This window comes from Stenotrophomonas sp. PS02289 (assembly GCF_029960115.1).
Lineage (GTDB): Bacteria > Pseudomonadota > Gammaproteobacteria > Xanthomonadales > Xanthomonadaceae > Stenotrophomonas.
Window position 1 is genome coordinate 1 of the sequence record NZ_JASCOZ010000028.1, and the last position, 26,558, is coordinate 26,558.

A 26,558-nucleotide genomic window follows, 5' to 3' on the forward strand; every position below is an offset into this window, starting at 1 on the left:
TTGCCAGAGTGGGTCGAAGCCACGCAGGGCGTGGCTCTACGTTGCGATGTGCCATTGGAATTCGAGATCCAGCGCGAGGCGCTCGCCGGGCTCCAGTCTGTTGGGTGCCAGCGTGAACCCATCCGGCGGCCCGGTCTGCGGCTCCACACAGGTCGCGTGCGGCGCGGCATCGTAGACCACCCAGTGATCGGTATCGGCGTGCAGGTGAAGCCGCTGCGCGCCCGTCTCCAGCACCACTTCACCGTGGCTTACAAAGCAGTCGTCCCAAGGCCCCGGCGGTGCATTGATAACCGGCAGCACGGCGATGCCCTCGCCGTCCCGTGGATACATGCCCGTGGGCGCGAACTGCAACCGATCCGGCTTGCGGAACCACGGGTGCCAGCCCAACACGGCGGGCATGGCGTGCTGATCGGCCTGCACGGCCAGCTGCAGGCGCAGGCTGTCCGGTGATAGTTGCATAACCTGCGTGGCAGTACCGCCGAAGGGCCAGTACTCGTCCTTCGGAAGCGCCAGCGACAACGTCGCGGCATCTGCCTCGATCCGGTGAATCTGCCACGGTCGCGTGAATCCCACCCCGTGGATCGCGTGCGACTCGAAGTTGATCGGTAGCGCGTAGGTCTTGTCGTCAAACTGAAAGCGCCCGCGCCGGATGCGCCCGGCCCAGGGCACCATCGGATAGCACCCCCAGGCGATGGCGGCCGCCCCGGCTTCCTGCGCGTCGACCAGCCAGTCCACGCCGTCGTAGCGGATCTGCGCAATCCGCCCGCCCGCTTCCGGTGCCAGGGCCACTTCCAGCCGCCCCGCCCGAAGCCAGTGCAGATGGCCGGCGGGTAGCGGTGCCGTCGCATCGTCGATCGGTAGCGGGGTGTCATTCGCCATAAGGGGAAATCGTCCGGATGCGGCCATCCGCCTCCATGTGCAGCGGCGTACATTTCACCGAGCGCAGGTGGGTGACGCCGCCCGACTGCACGGCATCGTGATAGAACAGCCACCACTGCCCTTCAAACTCGCAGATGGAGTGATGCGTGGTCCAGCCGACTACCGGCGTGAGGATCACGCCCTGGTAGGTAAACGGGCCATACGGACTGTCCCCCACCGCATAACAGAGCAGATGGGTGTTGCCGGTGGAGTACGACAGGTAGTACCGCCCCTGGTGCTTGTGCAGCCACGGTCCCTCGAAGAACCGGCGCGCATGATCATCGGCCCGCAGTGGCTGCCCGTGCTCGTCCAGAATGACCACTTCCCGCGTGTCTTCGGCCAGCTGGGTCATACCCTCCTGTATCCGGCCCACGCGCGGGCCGAGTGCGGGAGCGCTGCCGGTGGGCTCTTCATGCGCGGCATCAAAGCGATTGTCACGATACTTCTGCAGCTGCCCGCCCCAGATACCGCCGAAGTACAGGTAGTGCGCGCCGTCGTCGTCTTCAAACACGGCCGGATCGATCGAGTACGTGCCGGCCATCGCTTCGGGTTCAGCGGTGAAGGGGCCTTCCGGCCGATCAGCCACGGCCACGCCGATCCGGAAGATGCCCTGCGCATCCTTGGCTGGGAAGTACAGGTAGTAGCGGCCATCGCGGTACGCGGCATCCGGCGCCCACATCTGCTTTGCCGCCCATGGCACATCACGCACATGCAGGGCCACGCCGCAGTCGGTGGCCTCGCCCGTTGGCGTGTCCATCCGCAGCACGTGGTAGTCCTCCATGCCGAAGTGCCCGCCCTCGTCGTCGAACGGCGCGCCGGCGTCAATGTCGTGCGACGGGTAGATGTACAAGCGGCCCTCGAATACGTGCGCGGAAGGATCGGCAGTGTAGATATGGGTCACCAGCGGTTGTGCGATGCCATGTGCCTTCGCGGCCGGCGCATCACCGCCATTCCGGCGCTGATGCAGATCCTGTTCGATACGGGTTTCCATGCGCTTGTTGATCTCGTAAAGGAACAGCAGTGCCACCGCCAGCAGGAACGGGATGGAGCAATACACGCTTACGGTCAGGCGGATGCCATTGATCACCGCCTCAGGCTGCTGCGCCGCGCCGGCCTGATAGCCGTAGTGGGCCAGAATGCCCGCGACCAGCGCGCCGCCGACGCTGAGGCCGATTTTCAGTCCACACAACATGGCCGAGAAGATGATGGCCGTGGCGCGGCGGTGGTTCTTCCACTCGGAGTAGTCGGCCACGTCGGCGATCATCGCCCACAGCAGTGGAATCGTGATGCCGTAGCAGAACCCGTGCAGCATGAAGGCACCGAAGTTCACCGCCACCGCCGTAGGCGGGAAGAAGTAGAACGCCAGCAAGAACATGGTAGACGCGAGCAACGCGCCACCGAAGACATCACGCTTGCCAAAGCGGTCGGCGAGGCGTCGGGAGACGCCGATGCCAAGGATCATGCAGAGAATGCCGCAGGCATTGAACAGGCTGAACGCCGACGTGGCCGGATCTTCCGGCCAGGTGAATCCGGACAGCCCCGCCGCGTTGAGCCCCGCGTTCAGACCGGCGATGAAGCCGTTGAAGCCGGACCTTTCGAGGAAGCCGGCCAGCGCCGCCTCGCTCATGTAGTACTGGAAGTAGTAGATGTAAGTGCCGCCCTTCAACGCAAGATTAGCGAACACCAAGATGGTCAAGGCCAGCATCACCTGCCACGGCCGGTTATGCAGCAGGTCCTTGAGGTCCTGCATGACCCCGGCGCTCTGCTCGCGGGTGGGCACGATGCGTTCGCGGGTGGTGGCGAAAGTGATCAGAAAGAACACCGTGCCCACCACCGCGAACACCGTCATCACCCGCTCGAAGCCGAGTACCCGGTCGCCGTCGCCCAGGATCAGCACCAGCGGCATCAACAGCACCTGGATGATGAACTGGGCGATCATCACCGCCACGAAGCGATAGGCGGAGAGACTGTTGCGCTGGGACATGCTGCCGGTCAATACACCGCTCAGCGCGGAGTACGGCAGATTGTTGGCCGCGTACACCAGCATCAGCAGGCCGTAGGTGGTCAGCGCATACAGGATCTTGCCGCGCTCGCTGAGATCCGGCGTACTGAAGGCCAGCAGCGATAGCGCGCCGAACGGAAGGGCCGTCCACAGGATCCACGGCCGGAAGCGTCCCCATCGCGTACGGGTCCGGTCCGCGATGATCCCGATCAACGGGGTGAACACAAACGCACCCAGCAGGCCGATCACGAAAATGAGCGTGGCGGCGGTGGCCGGCGGCAACCGGAATACGTCCGTGTAGAAGAACGCCAGGTAGGTGATCAGCGTCTGGAAGATCAGGTTGGCTGCGAGGTCGCCTAGGCTGTAGCCCAGTTTCTCGCGGACCGACAGTGCATGCTCGGTGTCAGCCATGGCGCGCGGTTCAGTCACGTGCGGCCTCCACCTCGAAGCGGGCGTGGACGCGCGCGTCGGCGCTGGAGCTGCCGACCCGGACCTCATACAGCCCCGCGGGCACCGCATACGCCCCAACGCCGTCGTCATACTGACGCAGGGCCTGGTGTGCATCGAGCAGGAAGCTCACGGTCTGCCGTTGGCCCGGTGCAAGGTGCACGCGCTGGATGCCGCGCAGGTTCTGCTGTGCTTCGCCGGCTACCGCCTCCATCCGGCGCACGTACAGCTGCACCACCTCGTCACCGGCGCGCTTGCCGGTGTTGGTGACGTCCACCTCCACCTTCAGCTGCCCGTCGGCGCTGATGCGTGACCCATCAAGGCGCAGCTTGCCGTAGTCGAACCGGGTGTAGGACAACCCGTGCCCGAACGGATACAACGGTGTGCCGCGGAAGTAGCGGTAGGTGCGTCCCTCCATGGTGTAATCGTCGAATGCCGGCATCGCCTGATCGGCCCTGTAGAACGTGACCGGTAGGCGTCCGCCTGGATTGACCTCGCCAAGCAGGGCCTGGCCCACCGCCGTGCCACCGCGTTGGCCCGGGTACCAACTCATCAGGATGGCCGAGAGCTTCGCCGGCTCCACCGCCAGCGCGGAGCCACCGGTCAGCACCATCACCACCGGCTTGCCGGTGGCCTGCAATGCCTCCAACAGGGTGCGCTGGGTGGCGGGCAGGCGCAGGTCGGTGCGGTCGCCGCCGGCAAATCCGGGGTAGTTGACCTTCATCTCTTCTCCCTCGACATCGCCGGTGAGGCCACCGACGAACACCACGACGTCCGAGCTTCGCGCGGCGTCCAGCGCCTCCTCGAACGGCGGTTTGGCACCGGGCATCCGCCAGCCCAGTCGCACGCCTGCATCGCGCTCGGCATCGAAGTACTCGAGTCGAAGGTCATAGGCGCGGCCGGCCTGTAGCTCCAGCTCCACGCCGTCGCCACGCATCCGGTCGCTGGGGGTCCAGTGGTCCAGCACCTGCTTTCCGTCGACGAACAACCGGTAACCGTCATCGGCAGCCGCCTCGATCCGGTAGCGCCCTGACACCGGCGGCAGCAGCTGGCCGCTCCAGCGGATGCTGAAGCCATCGTTCGGCACGCCCTGCCCTGGCCCGGCCTCGCCCCGGGCCATCAGATTGTCGGTGGGCGAGCCGCGATCCCAGCGGAAGCCGATCTGGGCGTCGGTACGCACCAATGCCGGCGTGCCGGAGAGATCGGCGCTGCGGAAGTACTCGCCGCGTAGTCCGCGTTCCGGGGAATTGGCGGAGGGCCGCAGATAGGCGGCCTCGATCAGGGGCGTGGCACTGGGATCGTCGCGTCCCTCCACCAGATCCACGCCGCGCGCATAGCGCACTTCAACACCTTTGGCAGCATCACGGATGCCCTGCAGGATCGTCACTGGCGCTGCTGGGGTGCCGAAGTAGTTGCCCAACAGCGCCATGGTGTCGTCCGCGGTCGGCCCGACGACGGCAATCCGCTTGAGCTTTCGCGACAAGGGCAGCACACCGTCATTCTTCAGCAGCACCAGCGATTCCTGTGCAGCTTTCAGCGCCAGCGCATCGTGCGACGGTGCCTGGTTCACGGATGCCGGAATCCGCGCCCATCGCACCTTCTCGGGCGGGTCGAACATGCCCAGTCGCATCCGCGCGGCGAACAAACGAGTCACGGCGTCGTCGATCTCAGCCTCACTGATCAGGCCCTGGCGAAAGGCGGCCGGCAGCGTGGCGTATTCCTGCCCACACTCGAGCTCCGTGCCGTTCTTGACCGCCAACGCGGCGGCGGCCTCGCGGCTGGGCACGATTTTGTGATGCTTCCAGATGTCGACGATGGCCCAGCAGTCGGAAACCACATAGCCCTTGAAGCCCCAGTCGCGACGCAGCACGTCGCGCAGCAGGAACTGACTGGCGCTGGCGGACTCGCCGTACACCCGGTTGTAGGCTCCCATCACCGCATCCACGTCGCCTTCTTTCACCAGCGCCTCGAACGCGGGGAAATAGGTGTCGTACAGGTCACGCTTGCTGGGATGCGCATCGAAATGGTGGCGGTCAGCCTCCGGCCCACTGTGCACGGCAAAATGCTTGGCGGTGGCGTCGAGCTTGCGATACACCGGGTCGTCGCCCTGCAGCCCTTGCACGAAGGCCACACCCATGCGCGCGGTGAGGTAGGGGTCCTCGCCATAGGTTTCCTGGCCCCGACCCCAGCGCGGATCACGGAAAATATTGATGTTGGGCGACCAGAAGGTCAGCCCCTGGTAGCGCCCATGTGCGCCCTCGCGCACGAACTGATGGTGCTTGGCGCGCGCCTCGTCACTGATGGTCGTGGCCACCTGCCCCATCAGGGGCACATCAAAGGTGGCGGCCAGGCCGATGGCCTGCGGAAACACCGTGGCCTGCCCCGCCCGTGCCACGCCGTGCAGGCCCTCGTTCCACCAGTCGTAGGCCGGAACGCCGAGCCGTTCGATGGCCGGTGCGGCGTTCTGCATCTGCGCCGCCTTTTCCTCCAGCGTCATCTGCGCCACCAGCGCGGCCGCCCGCGTTTCAAAACTGGCCGAGGTGTCCAGCCACGGCTGCTGCGAGGGTGCGGCGGAAGCGGCAGTGGCCAGCCCGATGGCGGCGCACAGCACCCACATACGGCACAGCGGATAACGAACCTGCATCATCACTTGCTCCTCCCGGCGCGCTCATCGCGCGCAAATGGTCCCAGCAGGGTGCCGACGAAGCCGCCGGCGCGATCGGTGCTCAACACGGTGCCGTCCACGTCCCCGGCGAGCGTCTGCCATCCCCGCCCATCGCCGGTATCGAACGCAAACGCATAGCGGCCCTCCTCGCCGGTGACCTTCAGGCGCATCGACGAGGAGGCCTTCACTTCACGGCTGGCGAGCGTGGATGTCCGGCCGTCGTCGCGTCCTTCGAGAAAGACCGCTACGCGATCTCCACCGGTGCGACGCACACCAAGGAAGTACCAGGCGTTCTCGCTCTGGAACGCGGCCACGCCGGCCGCGACTCCCGGATCCGGCCGGTCCAGCTCGGTGCTGGCCTCGAAGCGCAGGTGCTGCTGGCGGCGGCCGAGGAACGACGGATTACGCAACGCATCCAACCCTTCGGGCAGCGGATGCAGGGTCAGGCTGCCCGGACGCTCGCGCAGGCTGGCCCACGCCTGTTTCGGAACGCGCACGTGCAACCAGATGCGGTCGAGCTGCGTACCCTCGAACTCATCGCGCACCACCGCGTTGCCAGTGGCCGGTGCCTGCGACGCCGAGTTCCGCATCCAGCCAGGTGCTTGTGCCACATACGGAATGGCCGTTGCGGCCGGCAGGATCACCGGCCAGCCGTCCTGCCAGGTGACCGGCAGCAGATAGGTCTCGCGCCCGGTGTTGTAATGCCGTTGCTGGTAGTTCCGGCTGGCCAGGAACACCGCCCACCAGGAGCCGTCCGGGCCCTCGACCAGATCCGCATGCCCGGCATTGGTGATCGGCAGCGGCCGATCATCGGGCAGGTCGCGTTGGGTCAGGATGGGATTGTCCGCAAACGGCATATACGGCCCCCAGACGTCACGGCTGCGCAGCACCACCTGCGAATGCTGCGGCCCGGTGCCGCCTTCTGCGGCCGAAAGGTAGTACCAGCCATCGCGCTGGTAGAGATGCGGGCCTTCGATCCAGATCGGCTGCGCTGTCGGGTCCACACCGCCGTCGACCAGCACCTTGCGCGGGCCCACGGGGCTCAGCGTCCTGAGATCCAGCTGCTGCATCCAGATCGCGCGGTGCCCCTCGTATCGAGGCTCACCGGCCGGCGCATCGTTATTCACCAGGTAGACAGAGCCGTTCTCATCGAAGAACAGCGAGGGATCGATGCCATCGATGGTGGGCAGCCAGTGCGGGTCGGACCAGGGCCCGGCGGGATCCCGCGCCGTTGAAATGAAGTTGCCGCCACTGTCGACTGCCGTGCTCACCACGTAAAACACGCCCTGGTGGTAAGCAATGGCCGGCGCGAAGATACCGCGTGACACCCCCAGGCCATCGAAGTCGAGCTGGCTCGGCCGGTCAATGACATTGCCGATCTGCTGCCAGTGCACGAGATCGACACTCTCGAACACCGGAATGCCCGGGTAATAGGTGAAGCTGGAGTTGACCAGATAGAACCGGCCGTTGGCGCCGACGATACTGGGGTCGGCATGGAATCCCGCCAGGATCGGATTGCGGTAGTGTCCGTCCGGCAGCGGCGCGGCAAAGGCCGCATCGTCGCCGCTGTACTCGAACCAGTTGAAATGCACCGGCGGTGCCGGGGTGGCCGCGACAACCTGGGCGGCAACTGTCAGCGACATAAGCGCGGCGGCCAGCAGGTGCCTCATCGGGAGGCTCCGTCTTCAACGGGGAGTTCGAACGGTCCGGCCGGCGCGCCACTTCGGTCATGCAGCGTGCAGACCGGGCCATCGGCCCAGCAGTAGCGGACACGTGCACCTGAAGCGACGTGCGGACCGCGCAGGATGACCTCGCGTCCGTCCAGCGACGCGTCTGCGTAGCGACAGCGCCCCGGTATTGCCTCGCACAGCTCGAAACCGATGGGCCCATTGGCACCGGTGGTGACCAGCGCGCCCTCCACGTCATCGAACCGGATCCGCACTTCATCGTTTACGCGCCTTGCGTCGTGCGGCGACGGACCGGAGGGAGCCGACGTGTCTTCGCCGTATACGACATACCGCGCCGCGCGTGCCAGACGTCGCCCCAGTTCCTGCTTGTTGGGCGGATGGATGTCGTAGGCATCACCCAGGTCGATGGCCACCGCCAGCCCGCTGTGTGGGTCCTCGGCGACCACCCGCCGCTGCGCTTCGCGAACCTCTGCCCAGCCGCTTTCTACCGGCGCATCCGCCGGTTGGCCGTACCCGGCCAGCTGCACGACCAGCAGCGGGGTTTGCGCACCGAACTGATTGCGCCAGTCGTCGCGCAGCGTGCGCAGTCGCGTGGCGTAGGCGGGCCCGTCGGCCGTATTGGATTCGCCCTGGTACCAGAGCAGACCACGCAGGCCGAGGTTCCCCAGTGGCGCAATCATGCCGTTGTACAACGTCGACAGCCCGGTGGCCGCATGCCACGGTGCCAACGGCGGCGCAGCGCTTTCTGGTGCCGGGCGGAAGGACCACTGCGGGCCGAGCACGACGCGCGTATCATCGTCAAAGCGTACGGCGTGGGCGTCTGCCGGCCCGGCCAACCCGCCGTCGGCCCAGGTGTCGAGCACATTGATGACCACACTGTTGGTGCCGGCTTTCAGCAGGCCCGCCGGCAGCGGATACGCACGCGACTGACCCGGTGCGTACTCACTCCCAACGCCGACGCCGTTCACCCAGGTCATGTCGGTCTCGTCCACCGGACCCAGTTCCAGCACGGCCCCCTGCTCCGCCTGCGCGGCGGTCAGTGTGACGTCGGTGCGGTACCAGACCATGCCGTTGTAGCTGGACAGTGCGGGCACGCCCCAGCGCTCCCAGGCACCCAGTTGCAGGGGTGCCTTCTGCCAGCCGGATCCTTGACGGTCCGGCCGCCACGGCGTGTCATCCGCCGTGCGACCCGGGCGCGATGCCCACCATTGCTCCCACTGCTCGCCCCACTTCGCGCGCGCCGCAACCGGATCCCGGCTCGACAGCGTCAGCAGATCAAGCGCGGTGTCCATGCCGCCGTGGGCGCGCAGCGCATCGGCGCGCGTCCATGCCTCGATTCGGGAGCCGCCCCAGGCGGCCTGGATCAGCCCCATTGGCACGTTGACGGTCTTCTGCAGTTCACGCGCAAAGTAGAAGCAGGCGGCCGAGAAATCCCGTGCGGAATCCGGCGTCGCTGGGTGCCATGCGACCGGCGCGTGGAATGACTGCTGGGGTGATGCCGAAGCCGCTTGCGGCACGGTGAACAGGCGCAGTGTCGGGTGCGCTGCCGCCGCGATCTCGCTGCTTGCGTCCAGGCTGCGCCATACCGGCAACTCCATGTTCGACTGCCCGGAACACAACCAAACGTCGCCGACCAGCAGATCGTCCACGCGTTGATGGGCCTGCCCTGCCCTGACCGACAGGGCGTAGGGGCCGCCCGCCGGCATCGGCGGCAGTGTTGCCTGCCAGTGGCCTGTGGCATCTGCGCGGGTGCTGACCTCCTTTCGTGCCAGCGCCACGGTCACCGTCGCGCCGGGAGCCGCTTCGCCCCAAAGCTTGATCGGCTGGTCGCGCTGCAGAACCGCGTGATTCTGGAACAGGGGGTGCAGCAGGATCCCATCTGTCTGCTGTGCCGCTGCGGTCAGCGTGCAGCACAACGCTGCGATCGCCAGCCCGATCTGCTCCCACTGGATACGTCGGGTCATCGTCCGTCTCCCGGTGCGGAGGGGAACTGCTGGGCCTGGTACCACGCCAGGGGATGCGGTGGTGTGGGCTCGCCTGCGGGAAGTGGCCGACCGCTGAGTGACTGGAAGTACGCGATGCTGGCGTCGCGCCACCATTGGGCTTCGCGGCGCTGGATCTGTAAGGACGCGGCTATCTGGGCGTGGCGTTCGGGGTCGATGGCTGCGGGATCAGCCCCGTAGAGCGGGGCTCTGCCCCGCTGATGTTCCGGTGCCGCGGTCGGAATGTCCGCCCACGTGGCCCGCATCGCCTGCACCTGCTGCACGCCCTGCGAGTACCGCGCTACCAGTTCGTCCCATAAGGAACGGCCGGAGGCCATGCGGTGGTCCCAGGGCACATGGTGGAACCACAACAACAAGGACTCTGGAACCTGGGTGATGTCGGCATAGCGCGCCGCGACCGCCGGCGCATACTGCGCCACCGCGTTGCTGCCGCTTGCGGTGCGGTCAAAGCCGATGCCATCGCGGTCGGCGCGGTGGTAGTACACCGACGTCCAGTCGGCGCGGGGACCACCCTCCACCCAGGGGCCGGGGCCGTAGTGATGCCCACGCGCCATCAGGTGATGCAGACCCAGTGGCGTCATGTAGTTCACCGCCGCTTCGCGCGAGGCCATCATCATCTCGACAATCGGCCGCACCACCTCCGGTGCCGGTGAGAAGGTCATCGCGACCCAATCCGCCGCGATATCTCGGGCGGCTTGATCCGGGTTCCACGCGAGACGGCCAAAGGCATACCAGTTGGCCTGGTCGAAGTGCGAACCACTCCATGTGCGGTCATTGCCGATGTTGGCGACGCCCGCCATGCCGGTGAAAGCATGCCCCTCCAGCGAGCCATCCACCACCCGCGCCACCGTGGAACCCGCGCCCCGGGCGCGCGTGTCGGACTGCAGGACTTCTTCGTACAGCGTGCCGAGGTAGACCAGATGCGTGGCGAACCCCAGGTACTCCTTGGTGATCTGGAACTCCATCATCAGTGGCGTGCGCGGCATGGCGCCGAACAACGGATGGAACGGCTCGCGTGGCTGGAAGTCGATCGGGCCATTCTTGACCTGCACGATCACATTCGGGCGGAATGCCCCGTCCAGCCCCACGAACTCGGTATAGGCCTGGCTGGCGCGATCTGCGGGCACATCGTGCGCATAGACAAAGGCCCGCCACATCACCACGCCGCCATGCGCGGCCAGCGCATCCGCGAGCAGGTTGGCACCGTCGGCATGCGTGCGGCCGTAGTCCTGCGGGCCGGGCTGCCCTTCCGAGTTCGCCTTGACCAGGAAGCCGCCAAAATCCGGAATGAAGCGATAGATCTCATCGACCTTGTGCTGCCACCAACGCTGCACGGCCGGGTCGAGCGGATCAGCAGTGGACAACCCGCCGAGCTCGATGGGTGCGCTGAAGCGCGCGCTCAGGTACACGCGGATACCGTAGGGACGGAACACATCGGCCAGTGCCGCGGCTTTGGCCAAATACTCGGGCGCGAGGCTGCGAGCATTGGCATTGACGTTGTTCAACACCGTGCCATTGATGCCGAGCGAAGCATTGGCGCGTGCGTAGTCGGTGTAGCGCGGGTCGTGCCATTCGGGCAGGGTCTGCCAATCCCACAGGGAGCGGCCGGCGTAACCGCGCTCGACATGACCATCCAGATTGTCCCAATGGTCGAGCACGCGTAGACGGATACGCGGCTTCTCCCGCACCTCAAGCGCCTCCAGCGATTGACCGGTCTGCAGCCGTCGCAGCAGATCGAAGACGCCGTACAACACCCCGACGTCCTGGGGTGCCGCGATCAGCAGCACGTCCCGCCCGTGCACCCGTGTGTGCTTGAGCAGATAGCCCTCATTGCCAAGCGCATCCAGCTCGTCACGGAACGCTGCAATCAAGGTCGACGACGCGGGGGTGCCCAGCACCACGGTAGGAGCGCCCTCCCCCCTCCGGGGTGATTCACCGATCAGTCCGGCAAGCCCGCGCAGGAGTTCGTCGCGCGCCGCGCGTTGTGTGGCGGTCTCCGTTGGTGCCTCCACTGCCCCGAACTGCGCGCGATAGGTCGCGGCGAGCGAAGGGGCAAGCGGTGCATAGCGCAGCCACAGCTTGTAGCCATCCTCGGCACGCACACTCGGAGGGCACGCCAGCAACACTGCGATGAACCCCAGCATCCAATGACACCGCGCGACACCACTCAGACGCAGCAGCATCGACGACAAACCTTGTAAGCTGGGTCCGAGCAAGGGATGCGCCATCACGCACCCTCGTTGCTGCAAGGCAGCGTCACCCAGCAAGAAGGGAACACGTGTTGGATAAACCGAAGAAATCGGTCCGCCGCAAAACCAGCGGGGTGACGATCGACGAGGTGGCGGCACTGGCCGGGGTGTCGCCGATGACGGTGTCCCGGGTGTTCAACCAGGGCACGGTGCGTGACAGCACCCGCGAACGCGTGATGCGCGCAGTGCAGAAGTTGGGTTACACGCCGAACCTGGCAGCCAGTTCGCTGGCGGCCGCGCAGCACACGCGTGTTGCGCTGATCTACACCAATCCCAGTGGCGCCTATCTGCGCGAGCTGCTGGTCGGTTTGCTGCGGGTGGCCTCCAATGCGGCCATCCAGCTGGTCATCGACTATTGGGACAATCTGGATCCCGCCGCCGAGCGCAAGGCCGCGCGCGCCTTGGCAGGCCGGGTCGACGGGGTGATCCTGCCGCCGCCGCTGTGCGAGTCGAAGGACGCCGTCTGTGAACTGGTGAAGGCGCGCATACCGGTGATCGCCATTGCCTCCGGTCAGCTGGGCAACGGCATTTCCTGCGTCCGCATCGACGACTTCCACGCCGGCAAGGAGATGGCCGAACACCTCCTCCAGCACGGTCATCGGCGGATCGGTTTCATCTGCGGGCGCGATGACCTGAGCGCGAGCGCACGGCGCCGCGAAGGCTTCGTCACGGCGATGCGGGAGGCCGGCCTGAAGGTCGAAGCGGACATGGTCCAGCGCGGTGATTTCACCTACCGTTCCGGGCTGGACGCTGCAGAACAGCTGCTCTCCCATCCGCAGCCACCCACCGCCATTTTCGCCAGCAACGACGACATGGGGGCCGCCGTGATCTCCGTCGCGCACCGGCGCGGGCTGGATGTGCCGCGCGACCTGTCCGTGGTGGGCTTCGATGACAGCTCGGCCGCAACCACGGTGTGGCCGGAGCTGACCACGGTGCAGCAGCCGATCGCCTCGATGGCGGATGCGGCATTGGACATCCTGCTGCGCAGCATTCGCCGCCGGTCTGACGAAACGCCGGTCCTGACTGACCACGTCCTCCCGCACCGATTGGTGGTGCGGGATTCGGTGGCGCGTCCGCCCAGACGACGTTAGCGCAGGACGCCAGGTCAGTTGCCTGGGCATGCAACCGTCGCTTCGGCTTCGTTCAAGGCACCCAGCGCAACGCGCGATACAGAGACCGTCATTTCGCCAGCCGTGACCAGCGACCAGGGCCGGTCCAGCTTGCCGACATCCGCACCGGCCGCAGCCAGGCACTTCAGCGGCACGCCGACGCGCTTCCACTGGCCCACCGGCAAGGTCGCCAAGGTGGGCGCGATGGCCACGCGGGCGCTGCAACCGGTGCCGCAGCCGACCGCCAGCCACGCCTCGCCCTTCGGTGCGGCATCGACCCGTAGCGTGGTCAACAGCATCAGGTCGCCATTGCTTTCGCGCTGCACATCCAGCGCGGTGTGCGACTGCAGGGCAACGGTGGCTTCGCCCTTGCCCGACCACGCCAGCCGCCGGCCGTCTTCCTGTTGCAGATGATCCACGCCGGTCACGGTCAGCAGCTCGCCATCGAGGGACTCCGGCACCTTGGTTACCGTGACGCCCTGCCCTGTGCTGTTTTCCAGGCGCAGCGCGATACCGGCACCGGCATCACCGCGTGCGAAGTACACACCGGCCGCCCCTTCATTGCCGGTCACGCCCGACACCTCCGGCAGTGGGGCCAGATCGCCCTTGTCGGCATAGGTCAGACCGTAGCCAAACGCGAACTGCGGGTCATAGTCCTTCTGACCGACGTTGTTGGCGTACTGCACGGCCGTACGTGGCCAACTGAAGCTCAACTTGCCTTTGAAGTCGTTCTGCACGCTGCCATCGGCCTTGCGCAGCAGTACATCGGCAATGCCGGCACCTTCCGAGCCCGGCAGCCAGGCGGCGACGAACGCATCGGCGGCATTGATCTCGCGGTTGACCCAGAGCGGGCGCCCGCTCAGGAACACCGCCACCACCGGAATGCCGTCGGCCTTCAGACGCTTGATCAGTTCCAGATCGGCGTCGTTGCCGGGCTTGTAGGCCAGCGTGGCCAAGTCGCCCTGGAACTCGGCATAGGGATCTTCGCCGAACACCACCACGGCCACATCCGGCTTCTTCGCATACTTCCCATCCACCGCCAGCACCGCTTCGCCACCTGCCGCCTTGGCCTGCTGGGCAATGCCTTCGAAGATGGAGTCTGCGTTGGGGAAGTCCTTGCGGGTGGTGCCCGTACCTTGCCAGTTCAGCGTCCAGCCACCGGCCTGCTTGCCGACGTCGTTGGCCCCGTCGCCGGCCACCAGAATGTGCTGCTTGGGTGACAGCGGCAGCACGCCGCCCTGGTTCTTCAGCAGTACCAGCGACTCGCGTACCGCCTGCCGGGCGACCGCACGATGGTCTGGCGCGCCGATCAGCGCAAACTGCCCGCCCACCGCCCGGGTCGACGGCTTGCCTGCCTCGAACAAGCCCAGACGCATCTTGACCCGCAGAATCCGTCGCACCGCATCGTCGAGTCGCTCCTGCGTGATGGTGCCGGCCTTTACCGCGGCCAGGGTGGTCTCGTAGAAGCCCTTCCAGCTGTCCGAGGCCATCGCCATGTCCAGGCCCGCATTGATCGTCGCCGGGCAATCGGTGGTGGTGCAGCCCTTGACCTGGCCATGCCCGTTCCAGTCACCCACCACGAAGCCACCGAAGTTCATGCGGCCTTTCAGCGCATCGGTCAGGTACGGCTTGTGGCCGTGCATCTTCTCGCCGTTGACGCTGTTGAAGGATGCCATGGCGGTCTGCGCACCGGCCGCGATCGCCGGTGGGTAGCCGGCGTTATGGATGCGCACCAGCTCGGCTTCGCTGATCTTGGTATCACCCTGATCTTTGCCGTCGGTGGTGCCGCCGTCGCCCAGGAAGTGCTTGACCGACGCGATCACGTGGCGGCCGTCGAGAAACTCCGGCGATCCGACCTTGCCCTGCAGCCCTTCGACCATGACCCCGGCGTAGCTGGCCACTACCTCGGGTGATTCGGAATAACCTTCATAGGTGCGGCCCCAGCGGTCGTCCTGCGGCACCGCCACGGTGGGGGCGAAGGTCCATTCCATGCCGGTGGCGCGGGTTTCCAGCGCGGTGATCTCGCCGATACGACGCAGCAGTTCCGGATTGCGGGCCGCGCCCAGACCGATGTTGTGCGGGAACAGGGTCGCACCAATGATGTTGCTCTGACCGTGCACGGCATCAATGCCGAACAGCACCGGGATCGCCTTGCCGCCCTGCGAGGTATCCATCGACGCCTCGTAGAACGCGTCGGCCAGCTTCAGCCATTCGGCCGGCGCGGCATCGTAGCGGCCACCGGGATCTGAATTGCCACCGGCCAGAATCGAACCCAGCCGATATTTGCGCAGGTCCTCCGGCGTGATGCTGGCAATGTCGCCCTGCACCAGCTGGCCGACCTTCTCCTCCAACGTCATGGTGGCCATCAGGTCGGTAATGCGCTTCTCAAGCGCCGGGTCTTCGGGCAGCGGCCAGGCGACCTGCGGCCAGGGGTTGGTGTCGGCCTGGGCAGGCGCTGCGGCCTTGTCATCGCCCTTGCAGGCAACCAGGGCGAGCAGCAGCGCAGCGCTCAGGTAGCCAGCGCGGCGCATTGAAGTGTGACGGGTCATGGGCTTCATCCTTGGTGCCGCGCTCAGCGCAGCAGGTACTGGTTGATCAGGTTCTCGTAGCGTTCCTGCTTGCCGCTGATCTGCTGCGGTTCGCCGCCCTTTGCCCCCAGCGCGGCCAGTTCCACCAGGCTGAGCGAACCACGCTCGAACTGCTGACCGGCACCGCTGTCGAAGCTGGCGTAGCGCTCCTTGCGCCACTGCTCCCAGGGCGAGTCGTTGAGCAGCGCGTGGGCCACTTCCAGACCGCGGGCGAATGCATCCATGCCGCCGATGTGCGCGATGAACAGATCGTCCATGTCGGTGGATTCACGACGCGCCTTGGCGTCGAAGTTCAAGCCGCCTTCCAGCCCGCCCTGGCGCAGCACGACCAGCATGGCGCCCACGGTGTCGTAGAGGTCGGTCGGGAACTGGTCGGTATCCCAGCCGTTCTGTGCATTGCCCCGATTGGCATCGATGCTACCCAGCAGACCATGGTCCGAGGCGACCTGCAGGTCGTGCTCGAAAGTGTGGCCGGACAGCGTGGCATGGTTGGCCTCGATGTTGAGCTTGAAGTCCTTCTCCAGCCCGTGTTCCTTGAGGAAGCCGGCCACCGTGGCGCTGTCGAAGTCGTACTGGTGCTTCATCGGCTCCATCGGCTTGGGCTCGATCAGGAAGTTGCCCTTGAGCCCGATGCTGCGACCGTAGTCGCGGGCCATGGTCAGGAAGCGGGCGAAGTGATCGACCTCGCGCTTCATCTGGGTGTTCACCAGCGACGCGTAGCCTTCGCGACCGCCCCAGAACACGTAGTGCTCGCCACCCAGCTCGACGGTGGCTTCCAGCGCGGCCTTGACCTGCACAGCGGCGCGCGCCACCACGGCGAAGTCCGGATTGGTCGAGGCACCATTCATGTAGCGCGGGTGCGAGAACAGATTGGCGGTGCCCCACAGCAGTTTCATGCCGGTGGCGTCCTGGCGCTGCTTGGCCAGCCCGACCATGTGCTTGAGATTCTTCTCGTACTGACCCACATCGTCCGCATCCGGGGCCAGGTCGATATCGTGGAAACACCAGTACGGAACGCCCAGTTTGGTGAAGAATTCGAACGCCGCGTCCACCTTGGCTTCAGCGGTTGCCATCGGCGAGGTGGATTCCCAGGGGAAGTGTCGCGTGCCCGGACCGAACGGGTCGTGCCCGGCATTGCAGAAGGTATGCCAGTAGCACACCGCAAAGCGCAGGTGCTCCTGCATGGTCTTGCCACCGATGACCTTGTTGGCGTCATAGACCTTGAAGGCCAGTGGATTGTCCGAGCCGCGGCCTTCGAACGGGATGCGGCCGATGCCGGGGAAGTATTCCTTGGCGCCGATGAAGGGCTGCGTGCTCATGATGCGTCTTCCTGTGGTTGTGCGAGGTGTCGCGAAAAGGGGGAATCAGCCGCGCTGCAGCGGCGTGACAGCGTCGAGATAGCGAAGGAACCGCGCGTACGCCTGCGCGTAGGCGGGGATCCGTTGTGGGTCTGGCTGTGCAGAGAGCGCCGGGTCGAGTGCGGCGTGGCGGTCGGTGATGTCGCTGATGGTCTCGGCCTCGCCACGTGACTGACCCAGCGCCCACAACGCCTGCAGAGCCGCACCGAATGCCGCGCCTTCTGCCTGCACCGGCACGTCCACGGGCAGACCGAACACATCGGCAACCAGTTGCCGCCACTGCGCACTGTTGCTGCCACCGCCGGTCAGGACGATGCGCTCGAACCGCATACCGGCGCGGACAAAGGCGTCATAGCCATACTTGAGGCTGTAGGTCGCCCCTTCCATCGCAGCGCGATAGAGATGCGCGGCGGACATATTGGTGGTGTCCAACCCGGCCAGCACGCCTTTGCCCAGCGGCAGGTCGGGAGTGCGTTCGCCATTGAGGAATGGCAGCATCACCAGTCCGTTGGCACCGGGCGGCGTGGCCTGCAGGTGGGCATCGCCCTCGCGCGTGCTGAAGCCGAACGCCGTGGCAACCTGCTCGGTCACCACCGTGCAGTTCATCGTGCAGATCAGCGGCAACCAGCCGCCGGTGGACGAGCAGAATGCCGCCCAGGCACCATCGGGATCGACCACGGGTGTGTCGGAGTAGGCGAACAGCGTGCCTGACGTGCCCAGGCTCATGGCCAGCCGTCCGGGCACCACACACCCGGTGCCGATGGCCGCCATCATGTTGTCGCCGCCACCGACGGCCACCTTGACCGTGGCAGGCAGCCCGAGTGTGGCCGCCATCTCCGGGTCGATGTCGAACAGGGCATCCGGTGCCGCGATGGGTGGCAGGCAGTCGGCGAGGTCGCGATCCGGATCGGTCGCGCGCAGCAGCCGCGTCGACCAGGTTCGGCTGCGCACGTCCAACCAGCCGGTGCCCGACGCGTCGCCGTATTCGCAGAAGCGCTGGCCGGTCAACACGAAATTCAGGTAGTCATGCGGCAGCAGGATGGTCGCAAGGCGCGCATACGCCTCCGGCCGATGGGTCTTGGTCCAGGGCAACTTGGAGGCGGTGTAGCCGGTGAGGATGGGGTTGCCGGCCAGCGCAATGGTCTCCCCGGCCCCACCCACGCTGTCCATGATCTGCTGGCACTCGGCCGACGTGCTGGTGTCGCACCACAGTTTGGCCGGGGCCAGCACCTGCCCGGCGGCGTCCACCGGAACAAAGCCGTGTTGCTGACCCGAGACTGCCAGCGCCGCGATACGTGAGCACAGCGCGGGATCAATGTTCTCGAAGCATTTGCGCAGGGCCGCCACCCAGGCCGCAGGGTCCTGCTCGCGGCTGCCGTCGGGGGCACTGCTCAAGTCGAGCGGCGCGCTGGCGTGGGCCACCACGCTGCGCCCTGCAGGGTCATAGACCACCACCTTCAGGCTCTGTGTTCCCGCATCAATTCCTGCAACCAGCTCCATCCATTCCACCTCAACGTCGTCAAAAGGTAGCGCTACCTATTTGGAACGGCAGCGCGCCTGTGGATCAGGCCAATGCCAGGTCCGGCCGCCACACAGCGGGCGCGGCCTTGCAGTACTGCTCAATGAATGCCGCCTGCGACGGCATGTTCGCAACCGCCTGCTGCACCGGCTGGCGGATCCGGGTCAGCAGCGTGCGCAGGTCCGCGTCGCTGATCGCCCGTGCCAGCGGGTGCGGCGCACCGGGCGTGATGCCCTGCCCCATCAACACGCTGGTCCAGGAGTCGACCCTGAACAACTCACCCGGGTCCTGCCAGGCATGCGCGCGCTCGCGCCAGGCCCGCAGCCGGATGTCCAGCGACTCGGGCAGCGGCATCTCGCGGCAGGCCTTCCACATCGGCTCGTCGCGCTGCGTGGCGTGGTAGTGCAGGATGATGAAGTCCCGCACATGCTCCATTTCCTGCTGGCTGACCTCGTTGTACAGCTTCACCAGGGTCGGACTGATGCCGTCGAACGGGAACAGCTGGATCAGGCGCACCACCGCGCTGATGGTCAGGTGGATGCTGGTGGATTCCAGCGGTTCGATGAAGCCGCTGGACAGCCCAAGCGCCACCACATTGCGGTTCCATGCTTTCAGGCGGCGGCCACTGCGGAACGGCACCAGCCAGGGATCGCGCAGCGGCTCGCCCTGCACGTCGCGCAGCAGCTTGGCCTGCGCCTCGTCATCGGACATGTGGCGGCTGGAGAACACCAGCCCACAGCCTACCCGGTGCTGCAACGCGATGTGCCAACGCCAGCCGGCTTCGTGTGCGATAGCGCGGGTATAGGGCACCGGTGGTGCCACCGACGCCGTCTGCACCGCCACCGCGCGGTCACTCGGCAGCCATTCGTTCCAGTCTTCATAACCGGTATGCAGGGTCTGCTCGGTCAGCACGCCACGGAAGCCGGTGCAATCGATGAACAGGTCGCCCTCGATCACCTGGCCATCCTCCAGCACCAGGGCCTGCACCCCGCCGTCATGTGCGTGCTGTCGAACTTCGCGGATCTTGCCCTCCACCCGACGCAGCCCTTGCGCTTCGGCCCGGCGGCGCAGGAATTTCGCATACAGACCGGCGTCGAAATGATAGGCGTAGTTCACCTGCGGCTGGGTGGCGAGCGAGAACAGGTCATCGCGCGAGGCCACACTTTCCAGGCAGAAGTCGCCGAGGTCCGACGGCATGCCGCGGCGCAGGCTGTCCAGCCAGAAATGGTGGAACGGCGTGGCCCAGGTGCTCTGGCCGATGGTCCCGAACGGATGGAAGAAGCGCTCGCCGGGGCGACGCCAGTTCTCGAACGAGATCGATAGCTTGAACGTACCGGCGACCGCCTGCAGGAACTCCTGCTCGTCGATGTTCAGGAACCGATGGAACGTGCGGATCGGCGGCACGGTCGATTCGCCCACCCCCACGGTGCCAATCTGCTCCGACTCAACCAGGGTGATCTCGAGCTGGTCGCGGAACTGATGGGAGAGCGCGCAACCGGCCAGCCACCCCGCCGTTCCACCGCCGGCAATGACGACCTTGCGGATCCGTCCGTCTGTTGTATGCGCAGCGTTCAAGGCATTGCTCCGTCAGCGGTTGAGTCGACCCAGCAGCTGCGCGCGGACCCGCCGCGCCAGCGTCTCGTCGAACGGTGCCAGCTCACCCCGCGCCGCGTCGGGCAGATGCTGCCCAGCACGCTCGGCGGGTCCAAACACGTAATACTCGAATACCTTTGCCCAGGCCTGCTTCTCGCGCGGCGGCAGGTCGCGCAGCGCCCACATCGCGTGCTGCAGTGCCGGCAGCGGCGAGGAAAGGTATGCCGGCGAGCTGCGCCACCAGTAGTTCACCAGCACATTGAATGGCTCAAGGCTGCGCACGTGGTGCCACCACATGCTGGGAATGAAGATCGCGTCACCGGGCTCCAGCACCGCGCTCTGCGCATGCGCCATCGCATCGCGAAAACGCGGATGACGATCAAAGTCCGGACGGTCAAAGTCGACCACACTGACCACCTGCCCGCCCGGGGTGGGCTCCAGCGGCCCGGGGTACAGGTTGTCGATCTGTTCCGGCGGAAACAGCGTGAAGCGCCGCCGCCCCACGGCACAACAGGCCAGGTTGTCCGGGGTATCGTAGTGGCACGACGCGGTGACCCGATTGCCGATCCAGATGCTGGCTGTAGCGTCGATGCCCTGCCCGGCCAGTCCGGCGTCATTGGCCGGCGCAAAACCCGGCAGTGCCCGCTCGATCAGCAGCGAAGCCACGTAGTAGGTGGGCGGCCGCGCCACGCTGAAGGTGTCGCGGATCTCGTCCAGCACCTGGCTGAGCACGCTGCGGCGGACGTCGAAGTTCAACCGGGTGAAGTCGTCGGTGTAGAACGGACGCCCCTCGATCTCCGGTCCGCCATAGGAATAGGTCACCGGCGCGCCGGTGTCGAATCCGCGCAGGCAGGCCATCGCCTCCTCGCTGGAACGCTGCCCCGCCTGCACCAGCGGCCACTCACGGGCGATGCCACGCAGCACCACCGGCTCACCCGCGGCAACCAGCGCCTGCAGCGGCAGTGCAGCCGGGTCGAGCCCTTCCAGTGTGCGAATGGCAACGCCGTGCAGCATGGGTCAGTTCCTGCTGGTCACGGCGGCGTCCTGCATGCGAAGCCGGCGCTGCTTCTCGGCGATCAGACGCCGCATGTTGTGCAGCGATGCCAGGATCAGATAAACGCCTTCGAGATAGCCAGCGACATTGAGTTCGGCCAGCGCCGCACCGTCCAGCTGGGCCAGCCGATCGCGGTCGATGGCGTGCAGCCCATTGACGTTCACCCGGTGCTGCGGGTCGATCTGCACGTCAAGCGCCACCGGCTGGATCAACCCTCTGGCGTCGAGTGCCGCGAACATCTGCGTGCCATACGCATGCCCATCGTGGATGCCGCGCAGTACGCCGGCAATATGGTCCAGATACGGCGTGTTTCCGCCCTGCGGCAGGAATACCGGCTCACCCTGCACGGACGACACCCGCGGATGATCCAGGTCCACGTGCAGCACCGCTTCCTGGGACAGTGCCCCGTCAATGCGCTGCTCCTGGAATCCAATAAGGAACGGCCCCTTGGCTGCCGCGCCCGGCAGGTAGGAGGCGTTCCAACGGCCATCCTGCAGGTACAGATTCTCATGTTGCTCGAAGCCGAGCAGCACCACCGACTGCCATTCGCCGGATGCGGTGTCCCTGCGCAGGAAGATCGGGTACTCGCGCTGCAGTTCTGCGAACTCACTCGGATACGCCGGCACCATGCCCACCGCGTCACCAAACTCGGGCCCGAACCCGGTGGCTACACGCAGGTCACGGTGAGCGATGTTGTTGAGCATTTCGTAACGCGGCATGGTGTCGTCCGATTCGATCAGGAACCCAGCGAAGGTGCCGCCGCCGAGACGGCGGCACCGTGTTGCCATCCACTACCCGGATCAGAACCGGTAGCGAACGCCCAGCATGTAACGCGGACTCTGGTCAGCCAGTTTCACGATCATCTGCGAGGTGCGCGAACGCCAACGCACGTCCTCACCGGTCAGGTTGATCGCTTCCAGGCCGAACGACCAGTTGTCATTCAGGGTGTAGTTCACACTGAGATCCCACTGGTCGTACTCTTCTACATAGTACGGATTTCGGCTGGCACCCTGGTTGGCCAGGATCAGGTACTCGTCGCGCCAGTTCCAGGCCAGGCGCACCGACCAGCCATACTTTTCGTACATCAGCATCGCGTTGGCGGTATCGCTCAGGCCGGTCAGCGAGAACTGGTCGATGTTGGGATCACCCGCATCGTTGTAGCCCACGTCGCCGTTGACGATGGTGTAGTTGGCCAGCACGCCGAACCCGGTGTCGCCGAAGAAGTACTGCCCGCCCAGTTCCCAGCCATGCAGCTTGGACTGGTTCTGGTTGATGGGACGGTTGACGTTGAACTGGTACAGCGGATCGGCCGCCGTGCCATACAGGTCGTAGGCTGCCTCGGTGGCCAGAACCTGCGCATCGGTGCCGTCGTAAGCCCCCAACCCGGCCGGATTGTTGCGCAGCAGCGCGAGTGCGGTGAACAGTGCGGTGTCGTTGGCATTACAGGCCGCTGCATTGGCCGCCCCCACCTGGGTGACGCATGCACCACTGGTCAGGAAGGCAAGAGCCGCCTGCGCATCCGGACCGGAGGTGGGATCACGCAGGCCGTACAGGTTCTCCTGCACGATGGTATTGCCGATGAAGTTGTCGACCTGCTTGTTCCAGTACGTCAACGACACATAGCTGGCGTCTGCGAAGTACCACTCCAGCGCCAGATCCAGGTTGTCGGATTCCAGTGGCTTCAGCTGCGGGTTCTGTGCCGTGCCGCTGGCCCGCACCGACGGATCGATCAGTACCGAGCCGAACGGCTGCTGTGCGGTCGGGCCTGCATAGAGGTTGCCGATCGGCGCACGCGCGATGCTCTTGCCGAACGAGACGCGCCCCTTCAGGTCGTCCATGAGGTCGATGCTGAAGTCGAGATTGGGCAGGATGTAGCTGTACTTGTTCTTCTCGGTGAACGGCTGTTTCTCGTCGGACAGCACCACGCGGAAGTCGTTGTTCGACTGCCACTCGATGGCATCGGGAATGGCGATGATCGAGGTCGACACCACATCGGTGGTTTCATAGCGCACGCCCAACCGCGTATTGGTGCGCATGCCCCCCAGTTCGCCGTCCAGCTCGATCTGGAAATAGGCCGACTTGGTCTTTTCCTCCACAAAGTTGTCGGCTGCGTTCTTCGGACTGACGCCCAGGCTGGCGCCGTAGTTGTTCGCCGCCCACTGCGCGATCCGGCCGGCATCGCCGCGCCAGGCGGTGAAGCTGTTGGCGCTGAAGTCGTCGAACAGGCCGACGATGTTCACCGGCTGCAGCAGATCCATCAGCCCGTTGGCGACGTCACCGTCAACATTGGCCACGCCCCAGTCGCCCAGGGTGTTGTAGTTCTCCTCCGCCTGGATGCGGTGGGTCGTCTGCTTGCTGGTGTCGACGCCAAACTGGAAGCGACCCTTGTCGAAGCTCCATTCGCCGTCGACGCGACCCTGCTTGATCTCACTGATCTGGGTCTGCGAGTTGATGCGCAGCACCTGCGAGCCGATTTCGCCCGGCACGAAACCCGGGTTGACCACGCCGTTGGTCTTGGCGATGGCGTCAGCCGTGGTCGGATACCAGACCTGGGTGCCCACCGGCAGGCCGTTGTTGAAGACCATTTCCTGCACCCACGAGCCACCGCAATGCGGTCCGGTGGTGCAGTTGTTGGTACCGGCGATACTGGAGAAGATGGAGCCGCCGCCGGTGAGCGGATCGTTCGGAAGGCTTTCGTTCTTCGAATTGTGCGCGTCGAAGCTCAGTTTGAAGCGGTCGGTGACGTTCCATACCGCGTTGAAGCCCAGCGAACCCAGCTTGTACTTCTGCATGCTGCGCTGCTGTTCAAGCCCGAAGTCCTTCGTACCCGCGATTTCGCGGATATACACCGGCGTGGCAACCGCACCGCTGGTATCGAAAGTGACGTCGGTGTAGTTGCTGTTCTGCAACCACATGCCCTGCTCGCCACGATTCTCTTCGATTTCGTTGGTCGAATAGGTGTAATCCAAAGTCAGGGTGATGGCGTCGGTGGGGGCGAACTGCAGCACCGCCTGCCCGTTGATGCGTTCACGCTCGAACTCGGCAAAGGCGTAGCGAAGGTCGTTGGGACGTCCGTACAGCGCGCCCACCGCCGGTGCATTGGTCACGGTCGGATTGCCCGGCATCGTGCCGGTCCAAGGCTGGATGTTCCAGTAGTTGTTGGTGGCCTGTACCGAGCCACCCTTGCGCTTCTGGTAGCTGGCGCTGACGCCCACGCCCCAGGTCTTGTCCGGATTGCTGTAGCTGAAAATACCGGACAGCTCAGGGGTGAGATCGTTGTCGAACGGCTGGCTGTCGTCGTAGACCGCCTTGGCTCCTGCACTGGCCACCATGCCGTTGTGGTCGAACGGGCGCGCGGTCAGGATATTGATCGTCGCACCAATGCCACCGCTGGGCACGTTGGCCTGACTGGTCTTGTAGACCTCGATGCCATTGATGGCTTCGGCCGCGAGCTGGGCGAAGTTGAAGGCGCGGGTACCCCCATCAATACCGCCGATGGCCACCTGCCCTGCCGCACCGAAGGCGTCGGCACCGGGCATCTGGCGCCCGTTGAGGGTCACCATGTTGAACTGGGGACCAAAGCCACGCGCAGTGACCTGGGCACCTTCACCGTCGCGACGCTCGATGGAGATACCGGTAATGCGCTGCAGCGATTCGGCCAGGTTGGTGTCCGGGAACTTGCCGATGTCCTCGGCACTGATCGCGTCCACCACGCCCGCCGAGTCACGCTTGATGTCCATCGCCTGGCTGAGGCTGTTGCGGATACCGGTGACCTGCACGGTGTCCAGCTGCGTCGGGCTGGCCTGCGCCTGCTGCTGGGCAGCCGGAGCCGGAGCCGGTTCCGGCGTCGACGCTTCCTGACTGAATGCGGGGTTGATGACCAGCACGCCACCCACGAAGGTGAACATGGCCCTGGATTTGAACTTCGCCAGCGTGCGGCTCATGAACGGGCCCTCAGCTGCGCGGAACGACGGAAAGCACAAGCACTCATGACTCTCCCCTCTGACATACGATCGAATGGATGTATCGCCCCTTCCGGGGGCCACTTACGGGCGATGCCCGTCTTCCACACCGAACATCGCAGCGCGCTTTGCACGAACTGCGACTCAACTCGCTTTCAGAACTGCCAGATCGACCGCATGGCATTGGGGGGCACAGTGCTGAGTCTTACCCTGTCTCAGTGGTAGCGCTACCATCACGTCAGGGCGCAGACTAATCACCCGGTAACTTGCTTGTCATCATGCAGCGCAGCAAAGGAACCCATTGCGTGAAAAACAGCAGCAAAGTGGTCCGTCGAAAAGCGAGTGCAATCACCATCGATGAAGTTGCCGCGCATGCCGGAGTCTCGGCCATGACGGTTTCGCGTGTAATGAATGGCCATGCCAGCGTGCGCGAGAACAATCGCGACCGCGTCATGCGCAGCGTGCGTGAACTGGACTACCGCCCCAACGCGGCCGCCAGTGCGCTGGCGGCGGCACAGCACACCTGCATCGCCTTGATCTACACCAACCCCAGCTCCAGCTACCTGCGGGAACTGCTGGTGGGCGCGCTGCGAGGCTCTACAAGGGTTGCGGCGCAGTTGATGATCGCCACCTGGGACGGGCTGGATGCCAAGGCGCGTCGCGAAGCGGCACGTCAGTTGGCCGACAACGTCGCCGGCGTCATCCTGCCGCCGCCGCTGTGTGAGTCGCGGGCGATCGTCAATGAATTCGTCCAGGCCGGCATCGCGGTGGTGGCGCTGGCATCGGGCCACCTGAGCGACAAGGTCTCGTGCGTTCGCATCGATGACCATCGCGCCAGTTACGAAATGGTGACCCATCTGATCGCGCACGGACACCGGCGTATCGGTTACATCAAGGGTGACCCCAACCAGACCGCCAGCGCGCACCGCTGGCTGGGTTATCTGGATGCCCTGTCCGCCGCCGGCATTCCCTTCGATGACAGCGTTGTACAACCCGGTAACTTCACCTATCGATCCGGGCTGCAGGCGGCCGAAAGGCTGTTGTCGCTGCGACACCGCCCCACGGCCATCTTTGCCAGCAATGACGACATGGCATCCGCAGTGGTCTCCGTGGCGCATCGGCGCGGGCTGAATGTGCCGGGCGACCTTTCGGTGGTGGGCTTTGATGACACCTCGGCGTCGACCATGGTCTGGCCGGAACTGACCACCCTGCATCAGCCGGTGGCGGAGATGTCGGACACCGCCATCGACATCCTGCTGCGCGAGATCCGGCGGACGCCCGGTTCAGAACGCGGCATCATCAACCGGGTGCTGCCGCACCGGCTGATCACGCGGGGATCCGTTTCGAAGCCGTAGAGCCACGCCCTGCGTGGCTACGACCGCGTGTCAGGCCGCGCATTGACA

General features: G+C 65.6%; 15 protein-coding genes and 1 pseudogene. 2 read left to right on the top strand and 14 right to left on the bottom strand.

Annotated features, from left to right (window positions below; all coding sequences use genetic code 11):
- Positions 1 to 36 precede the first annotated feature (36 nt).
- The 7 genes and pseudogenes from QMX83_RS06235 to QMX83_RS06265 form a co-directional block, all read right to left on the bottom strand.
- Positions 37 to 879, bottom strand: coding sequence for an aldose epimerase (locus QMX83_RS06235; RefSeq protein ID WP_282295764.1), 843 nt, complete (start codon positions 877 to 879; stop codon positions 37 to 39).
- On the bottom strand, positions 869 to 1,897 hold the full coding sequence (locus tag QMX83_RS06240; protein ID WP_336618948.1) for a glycoside hydrolase family 43 protein: 1,029 nt from the start codon (positions 1,895 to 1,897) through the stop codon (positions 869 to 871). Before QMX83_RS06240 ends, QMX83_RS06235 begins: the two co-directional genes overlap by 11 nt.
- A pseudogene (locus QMX83_RS06245) lies at positions 1,871 to 3,331 on the bottom strand (MFS transporter); the annotation flags it as partial. The gene QMX83_RS06240 and the pseudogene QMX83_RS06245, both read right to left, overlap by 27 nt.
- Positions 3,332 to 3,341: 10 nt before the next feature.
- On the bottom strand, positions 3,342 to 5,984 hold the full coding sequence (locus QMX83_RS06250) for a glycoside hydrolase family 3 protein (RefSeq protein ID WP_282295786.1): 2,643 nt from the start codon (positions 5,982 to 5,984) through the stop codon (positions 3,342 to 3,344).
- Between the two features lie 29 nt (positions 5,985 to 6,013).
- Positions 6,014 to 7,675 (bottom strand): glycoside hydrolase family 43 protein, encoded by a 1,662-nt coding sequence (locus QMX83_RS06255; RefSeq protein WP_282295787.1) that lies wholly within the window; start codon positions 7,673 to 7,675, stop codon positions 6,014 to 6,016.
- Between the two features lie 23 nt (positions 7,676 to 7,698).
- On the bottom strand, positions 7,699 to 9,684 hold the full coding sequence (locus QMX83_RS06260; RefSeq protein ID WP_282295765.1) for a sialate O-acetylesterase: 1,986 nt from the start codon (positions 9,682 to 9,684) through the stop codon (positions 7,699 to 7,701).
- The gene (locus tag QMX83_RS06265) at positions 9,681 to 11,867 is read right to left on the bottom strand and encodes an alpha-glucuronidase family glycosyl hydrolase (RefSeq protein ID WP_282295788.1); all 2,187 of its coding nucleotides are present in this window, start codon (positions 11,865 to 11,867) and stop codon (positions 9,681 to 9,683) included. The genes QMX83_RS06260 and QMX83_RS06265 overlap by 4 nt, the downstream gene beginning before the upstream one ends.
- Positions 11,868 to 12,004: 137 nt before the next feature.
- On the opposite strand from QMX83_RS06265, the gene QMX83_RS06270 reads away from it, so the two are divergent.
- The gene (locus tag QMX83_RS06270; RefSeq protein WP_282295789.1) at positions 12,005 to 13,063 is read left to right on the top strand and encodes a LacI family DNA-binding transcriptional regulator; all 1,059 of its coding nucleotides are present in this window, start codon (positions 12,005 to 12,007) and stop codon (positions 13,061 to 13,063) included.
- Between the two features lie 14 nt (positions 13,064 to 13,077).
- Here QMX83_RS06270 and QMX83_RS06275 read toward each other — a convergent pair whose 3' ends face one another.
- From QMX83_RS06275 to QMX83_RS06305, 7 genes are all read right to left on the bottom strand, one after another.
- On the bottom strand, positions 13,078 to 15,630 hold the full coding sequence (locus QMX83_RS06275; protein WP_282295766.1) for an exo 1,3/1,4-beta-D-glucan glucohydrolase: 2,553 nt from the start codon (positions 15,628 to 15,630) through the stop codon (positions 13,078 to 13,080).
- A gap of 23 nt (positions 15,631 to 15,653) precedes the next feature.
- Positions 15,654 to 16,988, bottom strand: a complete 1,335-nt coding sequence (xylA, locus tag QMX83_RS06280; RefSeq protein WP_282295767.1) for a xylose isomerase — start codon at positions 16,986 to 16,988, stop codon at positions 15,654 to 15,656.
- A gap of 45 nt (positions 16,989 to 17,033) precedes the next feature.
- Positions 17,034 to 18,527 (bottom strand): xylulokinase, encoded by a 1,494-nt coding sequence (gene xylB, locus QMX83_RS06285; RefSeq protein ID WP_282295768.1) that lies wholly within the window; start codon positions 18,525 to 18,527, stop codon positions 17,034 to 17,036.
- Positions 18,528 to 18,591: 64 nt separating this feature from the next.
- Positions 18,592 to 20,121, bottom strand: coding sequence for a tryptophan halogenase family protein (locus tag QMX83_RS06290; RefSeq protein ID WP_282295769.1), 1,530 nt, complete (start codon positions 20,119 to 20,121; stop codon positions 18,592 to 18,594).
- Between the two features lie 12 nt (positions 20,122 to 20,133).
- Positions 20,134 to 21,153, bottom strand: a complete 1,020-nt coding sequence (locus tag QMX83_RS06295) for a cupin-like domain-containing protein (protein WP_282295770.1) — start codon at positions 21,151 to 21,153, stop codon at positions 20,134 to 20,136.
- A 3-nt stretch (positions 21,154 to 21,156) separates the two neighbouring features.
- Entirely contained in the window at positions 21,157 to 21,912 is a 756-nt protein-coding gene (locus QMX83_RS06300) for a SapC family protein (RefSeq protein ID WP_282295790.1), read from the bottom strand.
- A gap of 81 nt (positions 21,913 to 21,993) precedes the next feature.
- Positions 21,994 to 25,137 (bottom strand): TonB-dependent receptor, encoded by a 3,144-nt coding sequence (locus QMX83_RS06305; protein ID WP_282295771.1) that lies wholly within the window; start codon positions 25,135 to 25,137, stop codon positions 21,994 to 21,996.
- Between the two features lie 296 nt (positions 25,138 to 25,433).
- Between QMX83_RS06305 and QMX83_RS06310 the strand changes: the two genes are divergently transcribed.
- Positions 25,434 to 26,510: a LacI family DNA-binding transcriptional regulator gene (locus QMX83_RS06310; protein WP_282295772.1), complete on the top strand. Its 1,077-nt coding sequence runs from the start codon at positions 25,434 to 25,436 to the stop codon at positions 26,508 to 26,510.
- The last annotated feature ends 48 nt before the right edge of the window (positions 26,511 to 26,558 follow it).